General features: G+C 72.5%; 14 protein-coding genes. 11 read left to right on the top strand and 3 right to left on the bottom strand.

What is annotated here, in order from left to right; all coding sequences use genetic code 11:
* Positions 1-315 precede the first annotated feature (315 nt).
* Positions 316-2,124, top strand: coding sequence for a flavin-containing monooxygenase (locus tag A5481_RS18645; protein WP_156311828.1), 1,809 nt, complete (start codon positions 316-318; stop codon positions 2,122-2,124).
* A gap of 60 nt (positions 2,125-2,184) precedes the next feature.
* Here the strand turns inward: A5481_RS18645 and A5481_RS18640 are convergent, their stop codons facing one another.
* Positions 2,185-2,535, bottom strand: a complete 351-nt coding sequence (locus A5481_RS18640) for a hydroxyisourate hydrolase (RefSeq protein WP_048433827.1) — start codon at positions 2,533-2,535, stop codon at positions 2,185-2,187.
* A complete protein-coding gene (locus A5481_RS18635; protein WP_048433826.1) occupies positions 2,532-3,935 on the bottom strand; it encodes an amidase in 1,404 nt (467 codons plus the stop codon). The genes A5481_RS18640 and A5481_RS18635 overlap by 4 nt, the downstream gene beginning before the upstream one ends.
* Before the next feature lie 106 nt (positions 3,936-4,041).
* On the opposite strand from A5481_RS18635, the gene A5481_RS18630 reads away from it, so the two are divergent.
* The 7 genes from A5481_RS18630 to A5481_RS18600 all read left to right on the top strand — a co-directional run bounded on the left by A5481_RS18630 (position 4,042) and on the right by A5481_RS18600 (position 10,638).
* Entirely contained in the window at positions 4,042-5,151 is a 1,110-nt protein-coding gene (locus tag A5481_RS18630) for an ABC transporter ATP-binding protein (RefSeq protein WP_048433825.1), read from the top strand.
* 23 nt (positions 5,152-5,174) lie between these two features.
* Entirely contained in the window at positions 5,175-6,218 is a 1,044-nt protein-coding gene (locus tag A5481_RS18625; protein ID WP_048433824.1) for an ABC transporter substrate-binding protein, read from the top strand.
* Between the two features lie 12 nt (positions 6,219-6,230).
* On the top strand, positions 6,231-7,076 hold the full coding sequence (locus A5481_RS18620; RefSeq protein ID WP_048433823.1) for an ABC transporter permease: 846 nt from the start codon (positions 6,231-6,233) through the stop codon (positions 7,074-7,076).
* 8 nt (positions 7,077-7,084) lie between these two features.
* Positions 7,085-7,927, top strand: coding sequence for an ABC transporter permease (locus A5481_RS18615; RefSeq protein WP_064504149.1), 843 nt, complete (start codon positions 7,085-7,087; stop codon positions 7,925-7,927).
* A 40-nt stretch (positions 7,928-7,967) separates the two neighbouring features.
* Complete coding sequence (locus A5481_RS18610) at positions 7,968-8,660, top strand: GntR family transcriptional regulator (RefSeq protein ID WP_082984938.1); 693 nt, start codon at positions 7,968-7,970, stop codon at positions 8,658-8,660.
* Entirely contained in the window at positions 8,660-9,340 is a 681-nt protein-coding gene (locus A5481_RS18605) for a hypothetical protein (RefSeq protein WP_064504147.1), read from the top strand. The genes A5481_RS18610 and A5481_RS18605 overlap by 1 nt, the downstream gene beginning before the upstream one ends.
* 152 nt (positions 9,341-9,492) lie before the next feature.
* A complete protein-coding gene (locus tag A5481_RS18600; protein WP_064504145.1) occupies positions 9,493-10,638 on the top strand; it encodes an iron-containing alcohol dehydrogenase in 1,146 nt (381 codons plus the stop codon).
* A 7-nt stretch (positions 10,639-10,645) separates the two neighbouring features.
* On the opposite strand, the gene A5481_RS18595 is transcribed toward A5481_RS18600, so the two are convergent.
* Positions 10,646-11,554, bottom strand: coding sequence for a LysR family transcriptional regulator (locus A5481_RS18595; protein ID WP_048435299.1), 909 nt, complete (start codon positions 11,552-11,554; stop codon positions 10,646-10,648).
* 120 nt (positions 11,555-11,674) lie between these two features.
* On the opposite strand from A5481_RS18595, the gene A5481_RS18590 reads away from it, so the two are divergent.
* From A5481_RS18590 to A5481_RS18580, 3 genes are all read left to right on the top strand, one after another.
* Positions 11,675-12,985, top strand: a complete 1,311-nt coding sequence (locus A5481_RS18590; RefSeq protein ID WP_048435300.1) for a CitMHS family transporter — start codon at positions 11,675-11,677, stop codon at positions 12,983-12,985.
* A gap of 97 nt (positions 12,986-13,082) precedes the next feature.
* Positions 13,083-14,420, top strand: coding sequence for an acyclic terpene utilization AtuA family protein (locus tag A5481_RS18585; protein WP_048435301.1), 1,338 nt, complete (start codon positions 13,083-13,085; stop codon positions 14,418-14,420).
* Positions 14,421-14,431: 11 nt separating this feature from the next.
* Positions 14,432-14,743: an AtuA-related protein gene (locus A5481_RS18580; protein ID WP_048435302.1), complete on the top strand. Its 312-nt coding sequence runs from the start codon at positions 14,432-14,434 to the stop codon at positions 14,741-14,743.
* Positions 14,744-14,963: the final 220 nt, after the last annotated feature.

Raw genomic sequence — 14,963 nt, 5'->3', positions numbered from 1 at the left:
GGCCGACGCGATCCGATCGAGACGATCCGGCATGCCGCCGAGATCGTCCCGTTCCTGGCCAAGACATCGCCCGACGCTGTACGGCCATATCGGCCTAAACAATGACTTCGGAGAGACGTGATATCTCCGAACCGTCCTCACCGATCATGCGATCGTCGATCGACCGAGACGTCGCGATCCGGTCGAGGCCGGCGCCGACGACACCATGTGTCCGAATATTCGCCGAAGCAGGCGATCCTCCCGTCTCCGCACCCGTGGCACACCGCTTGCGCGATCCGCCCCGCAACGACAACAGGAGGAAACCCGATGGACGCCATGGTTCGCAGGCCGGAGCGCCTGTCCCCCGCCGACGAGCGGGTGATCGCCTGGCTCGACCGGTTCGAGGCGGCCCTGCGCGCGCGGGACGCCGCGGGGGCGGCGGCCTCGTTCGCCGAGACCTGTTTCTGGCGCGACCTCGTCGCCTTCACCTGGAACATCGCCACGATGGAGGGGCGGGGCGCGATCCGCGACATGCTGGCGGCGCAGCTCGGCGCGGTCTCGCCCGGGAGCTTCACGCTGGAGGAGCCGGCGAGCGAGGCGGACGGCGTCACCGAGGCCTGGATCGGCTTCGAGACGGACGCCTTGCGCGGGCGCGGCTACCTGCGGCTCAAGGGCGAGGAGGCCTGGACCCTGCTCACCGCGGCGCGCGAGCTCAAGGGCTTCGAGGAGCCGGGCGGGCCGCGCCGCGAGAAGGGCGTCCATCACGGCGTCGAGCCCGGACGGCGCTCCTGGGCGGAGCGGCGGCAGGACGAGGAGGCCGCGCTCGGCCGCACCCGCCAGCCCTACGCGCTGGTGGTCGGCGGCGGCCAGGGCGGCATCGCGCTCGGCGCGCGGCTCAAGCGCCTCGGCGTGCCGGCCCTGGTGGTCGACAAGCACGACCGGCCCGGCGACCAGTGGCGCAAGCGCTACAAGTCGCTGCACCTGCACGACCCGGTCTGGTACGACCACCTGCCCTACCTGCCCTTCCCCGACCACTGGCCCGTCTTCGCCGCCAAGGACAAGGTCGGCGACTGGCTCGAGATGTACACCAAGGTCATGGAGCTGAATTACTGGCCCAGGACCGAGGTGCATGCGGCCCGCTACGATGCGGCGGCCGGAGAATGGGAGGTCGATCTCACCCGCGACGGCGAGCGGCTGAGCCTGCGACCGAAGCAGCTGGTGCTGGCGACCGGCATGTCGGGCGTGCCGAACCTGCCGCGCTACCCCGGCATGGACCGGTTCCGGGGCGAGAGCCACCATTCGAGCCGGCATCCGGGCGGCGAGGCCTATCGCGGCAAGCGCGCCGTGGTGATCGGCTCCAACAACTCCGCCCACGACATCTGCGCCGATTTCCACGAGAACGGCGCCGACGTCACCATGGTGCAGCGCTCCTCGACCCACATCGTCAAGTCCGAGACGCTGATGGAGCTGGCGCTCGGCGGCCTCTATTCCGAGGAGGCGCTGGTCAAGGGCATCACCACCGACAAGGCCGACATGCTGTTCGCCTCGGTGCCCTACCGCATCATGCACGAGTTCCACGTGCCGGTGTACGAGGCGGCGCGCAAGCGCGACGCCGCGTTCTACGCCCGGCTGGAGAAGGCCGGGTTCCGGCTCGATTTCGGCGACGACGGCTCGGGCCTGTTCATGAAATACCTGCGGCGCGGCTCGGGCTACTACATCGACGTCGGCGCCTCCGACCTGATCGCCGACGGCAAGATCAGGCTCGCCCACGGCACGGTCGCCGAGATCACCGAGGACGCGGTGGTGCTGGAGGACGGCACGCGGCTCCCCGCCGACGTGATCGTCTACGCCACCGGCTACGGCTCGATGAACGGCTGGGCGGCCAGGCTCATCAGCCAGGAGGTGGCGGACCGGGTCGGCAAGTGCTGGGGCCTCGGCTCGGACACCACCAAGGATCCCGGGCCCTGGGAGGGCGAATTGCGCAACATGTGGAAGCCGACCCGGCAGGACGCGCTGTGGTTCCACGGCGGCAACCTGCACCAGTCGCGCCACTACTCGCTCTATCTCGCGCTGCAGCTCAAGGCGCGGATGGAAGGCCTGGCGACGCCGGTCTACGCGCTGGCCGAGACGCACCACACGGCCTGACCGGCAATCGGCGTCGCGGGCGGCCGCACCCGCGACGCCTGCGCCTCGCTCCGTTCGCGGCTACACCCCCCGGAACACGGCGTAGCCGAAGCGGGTGAACTTCAGCGGCAGGTGGTAATGCTCGGCCGCGTCAGTGACGGTGAAGCGGAACGGTACCGCGTCGAGGAAGTGCGGTCCCGGCCGCCCCTGCCCGGTGAAGTACGCGCCGAGGTGGAACACCGCCTCGTAGGTGCCGGCCGCGACGCCGACGCCGCGCACCACCGGATGGTCGAAGCTGCCGCCCGGGCCGATCGTGCCCTCGGCGACGGGGCGCGGGCCCGCCGCCTCGAGGGCAACGATCGTGACCCGCAGGCCGACGGCCGGGCGGCCCTCCGCCACATCGACGGCGTGAACCGAGATGCCGCCGCTCACCGGACCGCCTCCCCCGGGAGGACGGGCCGGCGATCGGCGAAGGGGCGGCGCGTCTCCAACGCCTCGGCGAGGTCGAGGAGGAGGTCGTCGCGGCCGAAGCCGGCGACGAGGTGGAGGCCGATCGGCATCCCGTCCGGCGCCGGATCGACCGGCAGGCTCAAGGCAGGCAGGCCGGCGGCGTTGACCCAGCCCGAATAGACCGCGTGGCCGCGCGGGCCGACCGCCTGCCCGTCGATCGTCTCCGGGTAGACCGCGTCCGCCGCCCAGGGCATCGCCGCGGCCGAGGGCGTGACGATGAGGTCGAGTTCGGCGAAGGTCGCGCTCGCGGCGTTGCGCAGGGCCTGCACCCGCTCGAGGATCTCGGCGAGAAGGAGCGCCGGGGCGCGGGCGCCCTCCCGGGCCATCGCCCGGTAGGGCTCGCTCGCCCGCGCGGCGAGGTCCGGATCGGCCGCGAACAGGCGCGCGAGCCCGATCTTGCCGATCTCCGGCCACAGGGCGTTCAGCCGGGCGATGTCGAAGGGCAGCCCGCCCTCCTCGACGGCGACGCCCGACGCCTCCAGGTCGGAGAGCGCCCGCCGGCACGAGGCGGCGATGACGGGATCGAGGGGCGCGTCGCCGATCCGCTCGACGTAGCGGGCGCGCAGGCGGCGATCGGGCCGGGGCGCGAGCGCGAAGGTCGACCACAGCACCCGGGGATCGGCGCCCTGCATCAGGTGGAGCATCGCGCGGCTGTCGGCGACCGTCCGGGTCAGCGCGCCCGCCACCTCGAAATCGAGCAGCGGCGAGGGCAGGCCGCCGAGGCGCGGCACCCGGCCGAGGCTGCTCTTCAGCCCGACGAGCCCGGCATGGGCGGCCGGCCGCCGCAGGGACCCGCCGCCATCGGTGCCGAGCGCGACCGGCGCGTAGCCGGCGGCCGTCGCGGCGGCCCCGCCGCCGGTCGAGCCGCCGGGGGTGAAGGCGAGGTTCCACGGGTTGCGGGTGACGCCGAAACGGGCAGATGCCGTGTAACCTTGCACGGCGAATTCCGGCATCGTGGTCTTGGCCAGCGTCACGAGGCCGGCCCGGCGGGCCCGCGCCACCGGCAGCTCGTCCTGCGCCGAGGGCGGCGCCTCGCCCGGCTCGGCATAGGTCGAGGGCAGCCCCTCGGTGACCAGGAACTCCTTGACGGTCATCGGCACCCCGTCGAGGGCCGAGAGCGGGGTGCCGGCCCGCCAGCGGGCGGCGCTCGCCTCGGCCTCTCCGCGGGCGCGCGGATTGCCCCGGGCGATGGCGTTGAGGTGCGGCTCCCACAGGGCGGCGCGGGCCGACGCCGCCTCCAGGGCGTCGACCGGCGAGGCCCGGCCCGCGGCGAACATTCGGCCGAGCTCGATCGCGGAGAGCCGCCACAGCTCCGTGCTCATGCAGCACCTCCGGCGCGCAAGTGATGGGCAATCATGGGCTTTCCCCGAAATGGCATACGATTTGCTGCTCCCCGGTGGCAAGATCGATGCCGCAGGAACAGCCACCGTGACACCATTCGGATCCCGCGATCGGCCCCAGGCGGAGGGCCGGTCCGTCGTGCTCGACGGCATCACCCATCGTTACGGCGGCGCGACCGCGGTGGAGAACGTGAACCTCGACATCCGGGGCGGCGAGCTGGTCTCGCTGCTCGGGCCGTCGGGCTGCGGCAAGACCACGTTGCTGCGCATCGTCGCCGGCTTCCTGCGCCAGACGGAAGGGCGGGTGATCGTCGCAGACCAGGTCATCGACGCCCTGCCGCCTAGCCGGCGCGCCGTCGGCATCGTGTTCCAGAACTACGCGCTGTTCCCGCACCTGACGGTGGCCGAGAACGTCGCCTACGGCCTCGCCGCCCGCGGCGCGCCCCGGGCCGAGCAGGCGGCGGAGGCAAAGCGCCTCCTCGACCTCGTGCAGCTGGGACACGCCGGGGCGCGCTATCCGCGCCAGCTCTCCGGCGGGCAGCAGCAGCGGGTGGCGCTCGCCCGGGCGCTGGCCATCCGCCCGGCGGTGCTGCTCCTCGACGAGCCGTTCGCGGCCCTCGACAAGAACCTGCGCCTCGACATGCAGATCGAGGTGAAGCGGCTCCAGCGCGTCGCCGGGGTGACGACGCTGCTCGTCACCCACGACCAGGAGGAGGCCCTGTCGCTCTCCGACCGGGTGGCGGTCTTGTCGAACGGGCGCCTCGAGCAGTTCGCCGCCCCGACCACGGTCTACGACGCGCCGGAGACGCTCTTCGTCAACACCTTCGTCGGCTCGGCCAACGCGGTGCCGGGGGTGATGCTCGGAGAGGACGGGGCCGGCCCTCGCATCGCGCTGGACGCCGGCGGCGAGGTGGTGGCCCGTCCCCTGTCACGGCCGATCGCGCCGGGATCCCGGGTGACCCTGTGCCTGCGGCCCGAGCACCTGCGCCTCACCGACGGGCAGGACGGGATCGCGGGTGTCGTCGAGATGGCGCTGCCCCTCGGTGCCACCGTCGTCCACGAGGTCCGGGTCGGGGCCGGCCGCCCGCTCAAGATCGCCGAGCCGCGCCTCGGCGGGGCCGGTTTGCGCCCGCCCGGCACGCCCGTGCGCATCGCCGTCGCCCCCGGCCTCGCCTCCGCCTTCCCGGCCGCCGCCTGATTCCACCGACGGAGATTCCTTCGATGCTCGACCGCCGCACGTTGCTCACCACCGCCCTGTCGCTCGGCGCGATGGAGCTGTTCCCCGGCCTGTCCTTCGCGCAGGCGCGGCCGCTCGTCTTCGCCACCTTCACCGGCAGCTGGGAGGAGGCGCACAAGGCCGTGCTGGTGCCGGCCTTCCGCAAGGAGACGAACAACGCCCCGATCGTCCTCGACCCGATGCTGTCGGTCGACCAGATCGCCAAGGTCTCGGCCGCCAAGGCCAACCCGCCGATCGACGTGATGCTGCACGATCCCGGCCCGGCCCTCACGGCTCTGGCCCAGGACCTGGTCGAGCCCTTTCCCGTAGAGCGCAGCGCCGCCTTCAAGGAGCTGATCCCCGACGCGCAGGACCCGCACGGCCCGGCCGCCTTCTTCCAGGTCGTCGGCCTGACCTACAACCCCGACACGGTGAAGACCCCGCCGACCTCCTGGGCCGACCTGTGGCGGCCCGAATACAAGGGCCGGGTCGGCATCACCAACATGAACTCGACCCTCGGCACCGGCTTCATGGTCGAGATCGCCAAGATGCATGGCGGCTCGGAATCGAACATCGATCCGGCCTTCAAGGCGATGGAGAAACTGAAGCCCAACCTCTCGGCGGTGGCGGCCAATCCCGGCGCGCTCGCCACCCTGTTCCAGCAGGGCCAGGTCGACATCTCGCCCGGCAACTTCAACGCGATCCAGATCCTGAAGGCCAAGGGCGTGCCGGTGGAGTTCGTGGCGCCGAAGGAGGGCGCGATCGCCTTCAAGACGCTGATCCAGATCGTCAAGAACTCGCCCAACCGCGAGCTCGCCTTCAAGCTGATCGAGGCGGCGATCTCCGAGCCGGTCCAGACCCGGCTGATGCAGGCGCCCTACCTGGTGGTTCCCACCAACACCAAGGTCAAGATGACCGGCGAGATCGCCCGGGTGCTGGCGAAGGACACGGACGACCTGAAGAAGAAGTTCGTGTTCCAGGACTGGAAGACGATCAACGCGCAGCGCCCGGCCTGGATCGAGCGGTTCAACCGCGAGATCAAGCTGTAAGGAGCGGCACCCGTGGCTCTGCCGGACGTCACAACCTATCCCTTGCGGCTGGCGAGCCCGCTCGCTGTGTTCTTCACGGCGTTCTTCGCCGCCCCCCTCGTCGCGCTCCTCGGGCTGTCGCTCCGCGGCGCCGATGGGGGTTATGGCCTGTCGCAATACGCGGCTTTCCTCGGCGACGGCTTCAGCCTCGGCGTGCTCCTCGGCACGCTCTGGCTCGGTCTCAAGGTCACGGCCGCCTGCTTGGTGCTGGGGCTGCCGCTGGCGCTCGTCGCCACCCGGGCCGGCGGCTGGGTGCGCGGCGTGATCATCCTGGCGGTGCTGACGCCGCTCCTCACCAGCGTCGTCATCCGCACCTTCGCGTGGATCGTGATCCTCGGACGCCAGGGCGTGATCAATTCCCTGCTCTCCTCCCTCGGGCTGATCGAGACGCCGCTGCGGATGCTCTACGCGGAAGGCGGCCTCGTCGCGGCGCTCGCCCAGGTGCAGATGCCGCTGATGGTGCTGCCGCTGATGACGGCGCTCGCCCGCATCGACCCGAGCCTGTGGGACGCCTCCGAGGCGCTCGGCGCCGGGCGCTGGCGGACGTTCCTCCGGGTGACCCTTCCGCTCTGCCTGCCGGGCCTGATCGCCGGCTCGGTCCTCACCTTCGCGGCGGCGATCTCGGGCTTCATCACCCAGTCGCTGATCGGCGGCGGGCAGATGCTGTTCATGCCGGGCTACATCTACCAGCAGGCGATCGCCTTGCAGAACTGGCCCTTCGCGGCGGCGATGTCGGTGATCTTCCTCGTCGCGGTGCTCGCCGTGGTGCTGGCCTTCAACGCGCTCGGCCGCCTCGCCCGCGGCTACGCGCAGACCTGAGAGGACCCATGTCCCGCTCCCCCGGCACCCGATCTCCCGGCACCCGATCTCCCGGCACCCTTGACCGGCTCTCGTTCGAAGGGCTCCTGCACCTGCTCGCCATCCTCGCCATGGTGCTGCTGCTCGCGCCCACCCTCATCGTCCTGGTGGTGTCGTTCACCGACGGGCTGTCCCTGCGCTTCCCGCCGCCGGGCTACTCGCTGCGCTGGTACGGCGAATTGCTGGAGGCCTGGCAGCTCCACTACGCGCTGAAGAACAGCCTGACGGTCGCCGTCCTGGCGACCGCGCTCGCGGTCGGGCTCGGGGTGCTGGCGGCACTCGCCGTTGCGCGCTCGCCGCGCCTCTCGGCCCGCCTCCTCGACAGCTTCTTCCTCTCGCCGCTGATCCTGCCGGCCCTGGCCTTCGGCCTGTCGAGCCTGATGTTCTTCTCGCTGCTGGGCTGGCCGGTCTCGGTGGCGACGCTGGTCCTGGGCCACACCGTGGTCTGCGTGCCCTACGTGGTGCGCAACACCGTGGCGGCGCTGACCCAGCTCCAGCCGTCCCTGCTCGAAGGCTCGGCGAGCCTCGGCGCCTCGCGGCTCTACACCTTCCGGCGCATCACCCTGCCGCTGATCCGGCCCGGCATCCTGTCCGGCGGCTTCCTCGCCTTCATGGCCTCGTTCGACAACATCCCGGTCTCGCTGTTCCTGCGCGACGCCGCCACCGACATGCTGCCGATCCGGATGTGGCAGGACCTGGAGGGCCGCCTCGACGTCACCATCGCGGCGCTCTCCGGCATCCTGATCGTCGCGACGATCGGGGGAATCGCCGTGATGGAGCGGGTGACGGGATTGTCGCGGCGACTGGTGTGAGCACGACGCCGTGTCCGACCGATCGCAGGTCGAGGAATCCGTGACCGAACCGCGCTGTACGCCGTCCGACGCCCCCTCCCGCCCCTCCCGCCCCGAGCCCTCCCTCACCGAGCAGGCCGCCGCTTCCCTGCGCCGGCTGATCCTGCTCAACCTGCTCGCGCCGGGCGAGGTGCTGAACGAGCCCGACCTCGTGACCCGCCTCGGCATGTCGCGCACGCCGGTGCGGGAGGCGCTGAAGCTGCTCGCCGGCGAGGGCCTCGTGACGCTGCGGCGCAACCGGGCCGCCCTGGTCGCCCGCCTCGATCCCGCCGACCTCGTGCCGCTGTTCGAGCTGGAGGCGGCCCTGGAGAGCGCCTGCGCGGGCTTGGCCGCCGAGCGGATGACGGAGGCGGAACTCGCCCGCCTCGCCGGGTTGCAGGACGTCCTGGAAGCGGCGCGGGACGACCGCGACACCTATACCCGGCTCAACCGGCAGGCCCACCGGCTGATCGTGACGGCCGCCCGCAGCCCGGCCATCGCCGAGGCACACGGCCGGGCCTTCGCCCGGCTGGAGCGGGCGCGCAACTTCGCGCTTGCCGCCGACGGGCGGGTGGCGGAATCGCTCGCCGAGCACCGGGCGATCCTCGACGCCCTGCGGGCCCGGGACCCGGAGCGCGCCCGGACCCTGATGCACGCCCACGTCGCCCGCACGCAGGCGCTGCTGGTGGCCCGGCTCGCGCAAGGACCATGCTGATGACCGCGACCGAGCCGACGACCGACATCGCCCTCGGGGTGATCCTGCCCTCCTCGAACCGGGTGGTCGAGCGGGCGACGGAACACCGCCTCGCCGGGGCGACGGCCGCCGCCTGCTATGCCCGCGTGCCCTACGGCGCGATGCTGCGGGGCGAGACTTACGACGAATCGGTGTTCCTTGCGGCGGCCGATCTCCTGGCTGACGCCGGCGTCGCGGCCTTGTGCTGGAACGCCACCCGCGGCGCCGCCCTGGGCTTTACCCCCGACGAGCGGCTATGCGCGGCGATCGCCCGCCGCACCGGCCTGCCGATGGTGACGACGGCGCTCGCGGCCCGAGCGCGGCTCCGCGCCGGCAATGTGCGGCGCCTCGGCCTGGTGGTGCAGGGCGGCGCCGACGAGGCCGCCCTGGTCGGCGCCCGCTTCGCCGAGGCCGGCATCGCCGTCGCCCGGGCCGTCACCCTCGGCATCACCGAGAACCGGCTCGCCGCCCTGGTGCCGCTGCCCCGCCTCGCGCAGGCCGCGCGGGAGGCGGGCGCGGACTGCGACGCGGTGCTGATCTGGAGCACCAACCTCCCGGGCTGGCGCCTGCCGGCCGCGGTCGGCGACGTGCCGCTCCTCGACGCCACGACCCTCGGCACCGACGCCCTGCTGGAGGCCGCCGGGCTGACGTCGGGTCGGTGACGGCCCCGCATGCCGTGCCCGCAATGCCGGTCCCCGACGGCCCGTGCTAGGGTGCCGCATGCCCGGAACGGGGCGTGCGGGAGGAGCGGGAGCGGTGCTGCCGGCCTCCTCGCGCGTCCGAGCCGGGCTCCGGTCCCATCAGGCAGCGTCCCATGAGTCTCATCACCTATCTCACCCGGATCCAGTTCGAGCGCGGCGCCGTCCGGCTGATCGGCGAGGAGCTGGCGCTTCTCGGCGTCCGCCGGCCCCTGATCGTAACCGATCGCGGCGTCGTGGCGGCCGGCCTGATCGCCCGCGTCCTCGACGCCGCCGGCCTGCCCGCCGCCACCCCGGTCTACGACGGCACGCCCGAGAACCCGACCGAGGAGGCGACGATCGAGGGCCGCGACCGCTTCCGGGCGGAGGGCTGCGATGCGGTGATCGCCGTCGGCGGCGGCTCGCCCCTCGACCTCGCCAAGGGCGTGGCGCTCCTCGCCACCCACGACGAGCCGCTGGCGACCTATGCGGCGATCCTCGGCGGCATCCCGCGCATCCGCGCCGACCAGCCCCCGGTGATCGCCGTGCCGACCACCGCCGGCACCGGCAGCGAGGTCGGCCGCGCCGCCCTGATCACGCTGGCGGACGGGCGCAAGCTCGGCTTCATCTCGCCCCACCTGATCCCGAACGTCGCGATCTGCGACCCCGAGCTGACGCTCGGCCTGCCCCCCGGCCTCACCGCCGCGACCGGCATGGACGCGCTGACGCACTGCATCGAGACGTATCTCAGCCCCCGCCACAACCCGCCGGCCGAGGCGATCGCCCTCGACGGGCTCGCCCGCGCCACCCGCTCGCTCGCCCGCGCGGTCCGGAACGGCGGCGACCTCGAGGCCCGCGAGGACATGATGATGGCCGCGCTCGAAGGCGGCATGACCTTCCAGAAGGGCCTGGGCGCCGTCCACTCGATGTCGCACGCGCTCGGCGGCCTGAAGGCCAAGCGCCTGCACCACGGCACCCTCAACGCCGTGATCCTGCCCCACCTCCTGCGCTTCAACGCCCCGGCCTGCGAGGCGAAGTACGTCGCCCTGCGCCAGGCGATGGGCTTGGCCCCGGGCGCCGATCTCGCCGCGGCGATCGAATCCCTCAACCGCGACCTCGGGCTGCCGACCGATCTCGCCGCCATGGGGGTGACGGAGGCCGAGTGCGAGGCGCTGGTGCCGCGGGCGGTCGAGGACCACTCGACGGCGACCAACGGCCGGCCGGTCGGGGCGGAGGAGTTCCGGGAGCTCTTCCGGGTGTCGCTGCACGGTAGGGCGGCGTAAGCCGGGCTCAGCCGGCGGCCGGGAACTCCGCCGCCAGCGCCGGCACCAGCTCCCCCAGAAAGTCCTCGGCCGCCGCCGGCAGGGTACGGCCCGCCTTGGCGATCACGCAGACCGGCCGCGAGAAGCTCGCCTCGGCGATCGGGCGCGAGCGCACCGACGGCTCGGCCCGGATCTCGCGGGCCGAGCCCGGCAGGATGGTGAGGCCGAGCCCGGCCCGCACCATGCCGACCGCCGTCATCATGTAGGTCGCCTCGCAGGCCGTCACCGGCAGCCGGCCGGCGGCCACGAAGGCGGCGTCGACCACCGCGCGCACGCTGGTCTCGGCATCCATCAGCACCAGCGGGTATTCGGCCAGCGCCTCAAGGGTCACGGCCGCCGCGGCCCCGATCGGGTGGCCGTCGGGATAGACGACGTGCAGGGCGTCCGCCGCGCGGGCCAGCACCGTCACGTCGGGATCGCGCACGGCGCCGCCGGTCACCCCGAGATCGACCTCCTCGCTGCGCACCAGCGCCAGCACCCGCTCGGCGATCACGTCCTTGACGAGGAAGCTCATCCGCGGATGCGCCGCCCGGAAGGCCGCGATCGCGTCCGGCAGCAGGCCCGCCGCCACCGAGGGCAGGGCCGCGATCCGCACCGTGCCGTGGCGGCGCGCCGCAAGGTCGCGGGTATCGACCACCACGCTGTCGAGCTCGCGCAGCACCCGCTGGAACACCGGCAGCAGCTCGCGCCCGACCCGGGTCGGCGCGACGCTGCGGCTGTTGCGGTCGAGGAGGCGCACGGCAAGGGCCTCCTCCAGCCGGCGGATCTGCACGGTGAGGGCCGGCTGCGACAGGTTCAGCAGGGACGCCGCCCGGGTGAAGCTGCGCAGATGCGCCACCGACACGAAGGCGCGGACGTGGCGCAGGTTGAGATCCATAACCAAACGCTATTCCGACGATCGGATCTTTTCAATGGACGGATCGCCGACCCTGGGTTGTGATTTGCCGGTCACCAACGGCGCCATGATCCCGAGCGCCGGAAACCCTGGGAGGAAGCGATGCTGGCCCTGCTCGGCCTGTGCACCATCGCGCTGCTGCTCGCGGCGATTCTGACGAAGCGCCTGTCGCCCCTCGTGGCGCTGATCGTGATCCCGGTCGCCGCCGCCCTCGTCGGCGGGTTCGGGCTCGATACCGGCAAGTTCGTGCTCGCCGGCATCCAGAGCCTGGCGCCGGTCGTCGGCATGTTCGTGTTCGCGATCCTGTTCTTCGGGATCGTCAGCGATGCCGGCCTGCTCGACCCGATCATCGACCGGATCCTCGCCACCGTCGGCACCCGGCCGAGCCGGATCGTGCCCGGCACGACGCTGCTGGCGCTGCTGATCCACCTCGACGGCTCGGGCGCGGTGACGTTCCTCATCACCATCCCGGCGATGCTGCCGCTCTACGACCGGGTCGGGATCGACCGGCGCATCCTCGCCTGCGCGGCCTCGCTCGCGGCCGGCGTCAACTTCCTGCCCTGGACCGGGCCGATGATCCGGGCCTCCGCGGCGCTGAAGCTGCCGATCCCCGACATCTTCACCCCGCTGGTGCCGGTCCAGGCGGTGGGCCTCGCCTTCATCTTCGGCGTCTCGTACTGGCTCGGCCTGCGCGAGGAGCGCCGTCTGAAGCGGGCGAAGGCCGGGGCGGTGGACGCGGTGGCGGCCGGCACCCGCACCTTGAGCGACGCGGAGCGGTCCTTGCGCCGTCCTGACCGGTTCTGGCCGAACCTCGTCCTGACCCTCGCGGTGCTCGGCACCATGGTGCTTATGGCCGAGAAGATCCCGCCGGCGCTGATGTTCATGCTCGGCACGGCGCTCGCGCTGATCATCAACTACCCGAGCGTCGACGCGCAGCGCCAGCGCATCGACGCCCACGCCAAGGCCGCCATCCTGATGGCGTCGATCCTGCTGGCGGCCGGCGTGTTCACCGGCATCATGCAGGGCACCGGCATGCTGAAGGCGATGGCGCAGAGCGCGGTGTCCTTCGTGCCCCCCGGCCTCGCGCCGCACATCCCCTTCGCGCTCGGCCTCGTCTCGATGCCGCTGAGCATGCTGTTCGACCCCGATTCGTTCTATTTCGGCGTGCTGCCGGTGGTGGCCGAGGTCGCCCACCAGCTCGGCGTGCCGCCCTTGCAGGTGGCGCAGGGCGCGCTGCTCGGCCAGATGACGACCGGCTTCCCGGTGAGCCCGCTGACGCCGGCCACCTTCCTGGTCTGCGGCCTGTGCGGCATCGACCTCGCCGACCACCAGAAGTTCACCTTCCCGTTCCTGCTCGCCGCCTCCGTGGTGATGACCTTCGCGGCCGTCGCCTTCGGGGTGTTCCCGCTGTGATCCCACAGCGCCCGCAGGGTGCCGGCAAGCCCGAACGGGCGTCGGCGCCGATGCGCCGGGCGCCTTCGCCGAAGGCGAAGGCACAAGGAGAAGCCTCATGAGAACCGTCCGCCTGGGTGCCGGGGCCGGCTATGCCGGCGACCGGATCGAGCCCGCGATCGAGCTCGTCGAGCACGGCGCCCTCGACTACCTCGTCTTCGAGTGCCTCGCCGAGCGCACCATCGCGCTCGCCCAGCAGGCCCGCCTGCGCGATCCCGCCGCCGGCTACGACCCGCTGCTGGAGGCGCGGATGCGGGCGGTGCTGGCCCCGTGCCGCAGGAACGGCACCCGCATCGTCACCAACATGGGCGCGGCGAACCCGCTCGCCGCTGCGGAGCGGACACGGGCGATCGCCCGCGACCTCGGGCTTTCCGGCCTCAAGGTGGCGGCGGTCACCGGCGACGACATGCTCGCGGTGCTCGGGGCCGGCGACGACGAGATCCTCGAGACCGGCGGCCGGGTGCGCGACCTCGGCAACCGGGTGATCTCGGCCAACGCCTATCTCGGCGCAGGCCCGATCGCCGAGGCGCTGCGCCAAGGCGCCGACGTCGTCATCACCGGCCGCGTCGGCGATCCGGCGCTGTTCCTCGCACCGCTCATCCACGCCTTCGGCTGGGCCATGGACGACTGGGACCGCCTCGGCCGCGGCACGCTCGCCGGCCACCTCCTCGAATGCGCCGGCCAGATCACCGGCGGCTACTTCGCCGATCCGGGGGTGAAGGACGTGGCGGACCTCGCCCGCCTCGGCTTCCCGATCGGCATCGTGGACGAGGATGGCGGGATCGAGATCACCAAGGTGCCGGGATCGGGCGGGCAGGTGACGCTCGCCACCTGCAAGGAGCAGCTGCTCTACGAGGTGCACGACCCCGCCCGCTACCTGCAGCCCGACGTGGTGGCGGATTTCTCCGGCGTGACCATGGAGGCCCTCGGCCCCGACCGGGTGCGGGTGACCGGCGGGCGCGGCCTGCCGGCGACCGGGCTCCTCAAGGTCTCGGTCGGGCTGATCGACTCCTACATCGGCGAGGGGCAGATCTCGTATGCGGGGCCGGGCGCCGCGGCACGCGGCCGCCTCGCCCTCGACATCGTGCGCGAGCGCCTGCGCCTCACCGGCGTGCAGGCGAGCGAGCTGCGCTTCGACCTGATCGGCGTCGATGCGCTGCACGGCGCCCGCCTGGCGGGAGAGGCGGAGCCCTACGAGGTCCGCATCCGCGTCGCCGGGCGCTGCGACAGCCTCGCGGAGGCGGCGCGGATCGGCAACGAGGTCGAGACGCTCTACACCAACGGCCCGGCCGGCGGCGGCGGCGCCTGGAAATCGGCCCGCGAGGTCGTCGGCGTGCTCTCGGTGCTGATGCCGGCGGCGCTCGCCCGGCCGGGCATCCGGATGATCGTGGCGTGAGGGAGGATCCGATGAAGCTGCGCGCGCTCGCCCATTCCCGCACCGGCGACAAGGGCAACACCGCCAACATCTCGCTGATCGCCCACGATCCGGCCGATTACCCGCGCCTCGAACGCCACGTCACGGCCGAGCGGGTGCAGGCCCACTTCGCCGGGATCTGTGCCGGCCCGGTGACCCGCTACGCCCTGCCCCGCCTCGGCGCTCTCAACTTCGTGCTCGGCGACGCCCTCGGCGGCGGCGTCACGCGGTCGCTGGCGCTCGATGCCCACGGCAAGGGGTTGAGCGCGGCCCTGCTGGACCTGGAGATCCCGGACGAGGGGTGAGGGCGGCGGGTCGAGCCGACCTCCGAAGAAGTCGCGGGATCCCCGATCCCCAGCCTCGGCGGGACCGTGAGGGAAGTGACAGAAAGCGGCTTTTTCCGTCTCTACGCGGGCGGCAGCGGTGTCCGGGGGGAAGGAATGGCGCAGACTTTTGCCCTCCCCCCTCTGCGCAGGGCTGTCCGGGGCAAATCCCCTCTAGAAACAAGCGCGGGATCCCCTCTCC

Origin of the sequence: Methylobacterium platani (assembly GCF_001653715.1) — a bacterium.
GTDB classification, from domain to species: domain Bacteria; phylum Pseudomonadota; class Alphaproteobacteria; order Rhizobiales; family Beijerinckiaceae; genus Methylobacterium; species Methylobacterium platani.
The sequence above is the reverse complement of the archived record's forward strand: the minus strand, read 5'-3'. Positions and strand labels throughout refer to the sequence as shown.

Bases quoted from the DNA above. Each gene is read 5' to 3' on its own strand.
- A5481_RS18605 (WP_064504147.1), top strand. From the start codon at position 8,660: ATGACCGCGACCGAGCCGACGACCGACATCGCCCTCGGGGTGATCCTG.
- A5481_RS18615 (WP_064504149.1), top strand. From the start codon at position 7,085: ATGTCCCGCTCCCCCGGCACCCGATCTCCCGGCACCCGATCTCCCGGC.
- A5481_RS18590 (WP_048435300.1), top strand. From the start codon at position 11,675: ATGCTGGCCCTGCTCGGCCTGTGCACCATCGCGCTGCTGCTCGCGGCG.
- A5481_RS18600 (WP_064504145.1), top strand. From the start codon at position 9,493: ATGAGTCTCATCACCTATCTCACCCGGATCCAGTTCGAGCGCGGCGCC.
- A5481_RS18595 (WP_048435299.1), bottom strand. From the start codon at position 11,554: ATGGATCTCAACCTGCGCCACGTCCGCGCCTTCGTGTCGGTGGCGCAT.
- A5481_RS18625 (WP_048433824.1), top strand. From the start codon at position 5,175: ATGCTCGACCGCCGCACGTTGCTCACCACCGCCCTGTCGCTCGGCGCG.
- A5481_RS18580 (WP_048435302.1), top strand. From the start codon at position 14,432: ATGAAGCTGCGCGCGCTCGCCCATTCCCGCACCGGCGACAAGGGCAAC.
- A5481_RS18585 (WP_048435301.1), top strand. From the start codon at position 13,083: ATGAGAACCGTCCGCCTGGGTGCCGGGGCCGGCTATGCCGGCGACCGG.
- A5481_RS18645 (WP_156311828.1), top strand. From the start codon at position 316: ATGGTTCGCAGGCCGGAGCGCCTGTCCCCCGCCGACGAGCGGGTGATC.
- A5481_RS18635 (WP_048433826.1), bottom strand. From the start codon at position 3,935: ATGAGCACGGAGCTGTGGCGGCTCTCCGCGATCGAGCTCGGCCGAATG.